Annotated in this window: 5 protein-coding genes; 3 read left to right on the top strand and 2 right to left on the bottom strand. The window is 62.3% G+C overall.

The annotated features are described in order from the left end of the window. From AB7F49_RS38560 to AB7F49_RS38550, 3 genes are all read left to right on the top strand, one after another. Nucleotides 1-407 (top strand): T4SS efffector SepA family protein (locus tag AB7F49_RS38560; RefSeq protein ID WP_428533058.1); only part of this gene is annotated, 407 nt, incomplete at its 5' end. Further along, a complete protein-coding gene (locus AB7F49_RS38555) occupies nucleotides 404-1,468 on the top strand; it encodes a PIN domain-containing protein (protein WP_428533055.1) in 1,065 nt (354 codons plus the stop codon). The genes AB7F49_RS38560 and AB7F49_RS38555, both read left to right, overlap by 4 nt. A gap of 38 nt (nucleotides 1,469-1,506) precedes the next feature. Next, on the top strand, nucleotides 1,507-2,034 hold the full coding sequence (locus AB7F49_RS38550) for a hypothetical protein (protein ID WP_428533052.1): 528 nt from the start codon (nucleotides 1,507-1,509) through the stop codon (nucleotides 2,032-2,034). A gap of 167 nt (nucleotides 2,035-2,201) precedes the next feature. Here AB7F49_RS38550 and AB7F49_RS38545 read toward each other — a convergent pair whose 3' ends face one another. After that, entirely contained in the window at nucleotides 2,202-3,704 is a 1,503-nt protein-coding gene (locus tag AB7F49_RS38545) for a protein adenylyltransferase SelO (protein ID WP_428533050.1), read from the bottom strand. An 87-nt stretch (nucleotides 3,705-3,791) separates the two neighbouring features. Then, nucleotides 3,792-4,337, bottom strand: a 546-nt coding sequence (locus AB7F49_RS38540; protein WP_428533047.1) for a RecQ family zinc-binding domain-containing protein, incomplete at its 5' end; no start/stop codon positions are given.

The raw sequence follows: 4,337 nt of genomic DNA, 5'->3' as shown, positions 1-4,337 counted from the left end.
TCCGTTTCAACCCGCACGAGCTGCCATCGCTGACGCACACCAAATTGCGCAAGGCGGAATTTGGCGGTCGCGAGTTAGCGCGTCCCAACTGGAACGAGCTCGTGCGCACCGCTGTCGAGGCCGGCCTCGACCGGCTCGGGGGTGTTGAAGAACTCCTGCGCGTCACCGACGCCCGCATCGTCAAGGGCACAAAAACCGACGAGGGCTTCAGCCCTCTCGGCACCCGCGGGATCTCCGTGCAGGGCGTGGATGCCCATGATGCGTGGCGCATCACCTACGGCCTTGCCCGCAAACTGTCGATGCCGGTGGAGGTCATTTTCCAGTGGCGTGACAAGGAAGGTGCCGCCCATCCCGGCGAAATCGGAGCCGTCGAATGGGCGCCGCAACCGCGGCAGCCTCCCGCATGAGCACCAAGCCCAAGGATAAAGACGCCCGGCCGCCGCTTAGAGTCCTTGCCGACACCTGCGTCTGGCTCGACATTGCCAAGGACTATCGCCAGAAGACGCTCATAAGCGCGCTGGAAGAGCTGGTGAGGATCGGCGAGGTCGAGCTGATCGTTCCGCAAGTCGTCCGGGAGGAGTTCGCGCGCAACAAGGCGCGCGTTGCGGAGGAGAGCGCACGCGGTCTTTCAAGCGTGATGAAGCGCGTGAGGGAAGCCGTCGATCAGTTCGGTGCCGATGACAAGAAGGCGGCCGTGCTGGCCCAGCTCAACGACATCGATCACCGCGCGGGCACCCTCGGCGAGGCGGTCAACGGGTCGATCGAACGAATCGAGGCGCTGCTAGAAAAGGGCGTCATCGTCAAGACGACCGGCACCATCAAGGTTCGTGCTGCCGATCGCGCGATAGCAAAGCAGGCTCCCTTTCACCGGCAGCGGAATGGCATAGACGATGCGATCATCATCGAGACCTATGCCGACGCCGTGGCCAAAAGGAAGGTCGAAGGGAGCCGCATCGTCTTTGTGACCCACAACACCAAGGATTTTAGTGATCCCTCCGGCGACAATCGCAATCCGCATCCTGATCTCGCGCCTCTCTTCACAGGCAAATCGGCATACGCCATCAGCCTCGGCGAGGTGCTCAACAAGCTTGAGCCGGACCTTCTGGAGGATTTCAAGTTCGAGCTTGAGTGGGCCGAGGAGCCTCGCCGCCTGTCCGAGATACTCTCGGCGATGGACGAACTGTTCGACAAGGTTTGGTACAACCGTCATTGGAACACGCGGATCGCCATCGAAGAGGGCCGGACGAAGATCGTCGAGAAGGAAACATTTCCGGTAAAGGACCACGCAACGCGACCCATCCAGCACGATGTCTGGGAGGGTGCGCTCAAGGCCGCCAAGCGCGTCGAGAAGAAGCACGGCAAGAAGAACCTCGGCCCGTGGTCTGATTTCGAATGGGGTATGATAAACGGCAAACTATCCGCGCTTCGTTGGGTCCTCGGAGACGAGTGGGACATGCTCGACACGTGAGGTCCCGGGTCTGTGCGCTACGGCCCAGCGCGTGCGTTTTGCTGCGCGTCGACTGTCTGGCAGGATCGAACATGATCGAGCTGATTCGCCGAACTATTGAAAGGCGCTACTTCATGGCCAAGGAGCAAAGGGCATTCCCGGACGCGGCATATGCCTTCACCGATCTTTACGGCGGGGTTGAGAACGCGCTCCGCAAGACCGGCTTCTGCAAGGAGCATGTTGAGCGCGCGGATGCTGACTGGAACAGGTTCGCAAAGGACAGGCTCGGCGAGGGGTTCTTCCAGGAGGCCCAGAAATCAGGACTAGCCAAGACGCTTGTCGAGGGCCGACCACGCAAGCAGATGAAAGAAGGCCTTGTGTGGAAGCCGAACGAAGCGTTGCCCATTACCAACGTGACCGAGCTGATCGTGAACGGCGTCTGTCAGGTCCGCAATCATATAGAGCATCGTCAGAAATTTCGCGGCGACGAGGAATCGCAGAAGCGCGATCTCGCGCTGATAGCGGATGCCCATCAGGTCCTTGAGTTGATCTTGAAAAAGCATCCGGAGCTGAAAGAGCACCTTTAGCTCGTGGCACCAGCGCATCGGCGATCCCCCGAACAAGCGCTGCGACAAGCCGGCTTCGTTCTAGCAGCCCGACCGAGGATAACTGTGAATTATGGTCTCCTCAGAAGACGCACGTCGCGCCATGTCTGGGGCGCCCACCATTGCTGTCACCGGCGGCAAGCGATTCTCTAAGTCCCGCAAAACGTCTGGCGCACCACTTGGTCTGGCCGGGGAGGGACCGCATACCGGGCCAGGGTTGCCGGCACGTCCTCGTAGGGTCTCGCGAGCACCGCGATCAGTTCTTCGAACGGTGTGAAATCGTTGTTGTCCACGGCAGCCGAGATGGCTTCCTCGACGAGATGATTGCGCGGAATGACGCCCGGATTGGCTGCGCGCATGACCGACATGCGCTCGTGCACAGCGACAGTGCCGTCGTCAGCCAGCCGACGGCGCCATGCCTCGGCCCAGGCGTCGTAAGCGGTCGGGTCGGTGAATAGGTTGCGAACACCGGCGTCACCCTCAGGGCTGGCGGCAGCTTCGCCGAGGTTGCGGAAGGTCAACGTGAAATCAGCGCCGTTCTTTGCCATGAGGTCCAGAAGACCCTGCGCGAGTGACAGGTCGTCTGCTTGCGGCTGAAGCAGGCCGAGCTTGTTTCGGAGGCCTTCGACATATGCCGCCTCGAAGCGGGCGCCGAAACCGTTGAGCGCTTCATTTGCCTTCTGAACGGCGTTGTCCTTGTCTTCATCAAGGAGCTGCAGGAGTGCTTCTGCGAGCCGCGCGAGGTTCCACAGAGCGATGCGCGGTTGATTGCCATAAGCATAGCGACCGACGCTATCGATGGAGCTGTAGACCGTTGCAGGGTCATAGCTGTCCATGAAAGCGCAGGGCCCGTAGTCGATGGTTTCACCAGCAATCGACATGTTGTCGGTGTTCATGACGCCATGGATGAAACCAACGTGCAGCCATCTGGCGATGAGATCAGCCTGCCGGGCTATGACTTGATCGAGAAGTGCCCGGTAGGGATTCACAGCGCCAGTCGCTTCCGGGTAGTGGCGCGCAATCACGTGGTCGGCGAGGTGGCGGAGCGCATCCACGTCTGCGCGGACGGCGAAGTATTGGAAGGTGCCGACGCGAATGTGACTGGAAGCGACGCGCGTGAGGACGGCGCCGGGCAGAGGCATTTCACGGCGGACGGTCTCGCCGGTCGTGACCACCGCCAGCGACCGGGTGGTGGGAATGCCAAGTGCGGCCATCGCTTCGCTGACGATGTACTCCCGCAGGACAGGCCCAAGCGCTGCGCGACCGTCGCCATTGCGGGAGAAGGGGGTGGGACCGGAGCCTTTCAGCTGGATGTCACGCCGGATGCCGTCGGCATCGACAACCTCGCCCAGAAGAATGGCGCGCCCATCGCCGAGCTGCGGCACGAACGCTCCGAACTGGTGGCCCGCATAGGCCATGGCGAGCGGCTCGCCCAACTGTGGCACGCGATTGCCCGCGAGGACTGCGACGCCTTCCGGAGAGGCGAGTTTGTCGGGATCGAGCCGAAGGTGCCGGGCGAGCGCTTCATTCAGCCGGATGAGGCGCGGTGCGGCAACTGGGGTGGGCGGCAAGCGCGCAAACAAGCGCTCCGGCAACCGCGCGTAGCTGTTATCGAAGGGAAAGACGTCAATTGCTTCAGTTGGAGTGAGCATTTCGTGTCCAGGAAGCGGCGACAGACAGTTGGTGCCGGAAACCCTTGAAGTAGGCGTCCTGAAGGGGACCGGCAATGGCGATCGTTCTCATGACTGTGCACGTTGGCGTCGCCGTCGCGCGCTCCGCGCAGGTGGCTGGCGCCTGTCGCGGGGGCGCGGTCCTTTCTCCGACCGGCTCTTCGGTGCGGGGCTCGCCTGATCGGTAACAACGCGGTCGACGCGACAGCGATCGCACGTCCCGCAGCGCGGTGGATACTCCTCCCCGAAGTACCGCCGGATGAAGACGCTGCGGCATTCCTCCGAGCCAGCATAGTCGGCGATCAGGCGAAGACGCCGTTCGCCCTCGTAGCGGAAGGTCTTGAGTTTCGCCACGAGGTCGCGGACGCCGCTTTTGAACGTCTCCGGCGATACGATGATTGCGATGCTGCCGTTCTGGTCCCGCTCAACGGATCCCGCCTCTTCAAGGTCCGACAGCAGCACCTCACAAATCCGCGCCGGTACGCCGGCGGAGTAGGCGAGCGTCTCGGCGGTCGGGGCGCGTTCCTCGCCCGTCCAGGCGGTGAGTGCAGCCTCGAGCCGCTCCAGATGCCGTACGCTTGGGCGACCTTGCGCCTGGAGGTGCTCGTGGATTTC

Source organism: Pseudorhodoplanes sp. (assembly GCF_050250235.1).
Classification (GTDB): domain Bacteria; phylum Pseudomonadota; class Alphaproteobacteria; order Rhizobiales; family Xanthobacteraceae; genus Pseudorhodoplanes.
This window is presented reverse-complemented; position numbering and strand designations above follow the sequence as displayed.

Bases quoted from the DNA above. Each gene is read 5' to 3' on its own strand.
- AB7F49_RS38555 (WP_428533055.1), top strand. From the start codon at position 404: ATGAGCACCAAGCCCAAGGATAAAGACGCCCGGCCGCCGCTTAGAGTC.
- AB7F49_RS38545 (WP_428533050.1), bottom strand. From the start codon at position 3,704: ATGCTCACTCCAACTGAAGCAATTGACGTCTTTCCCTTCGATAACAGC.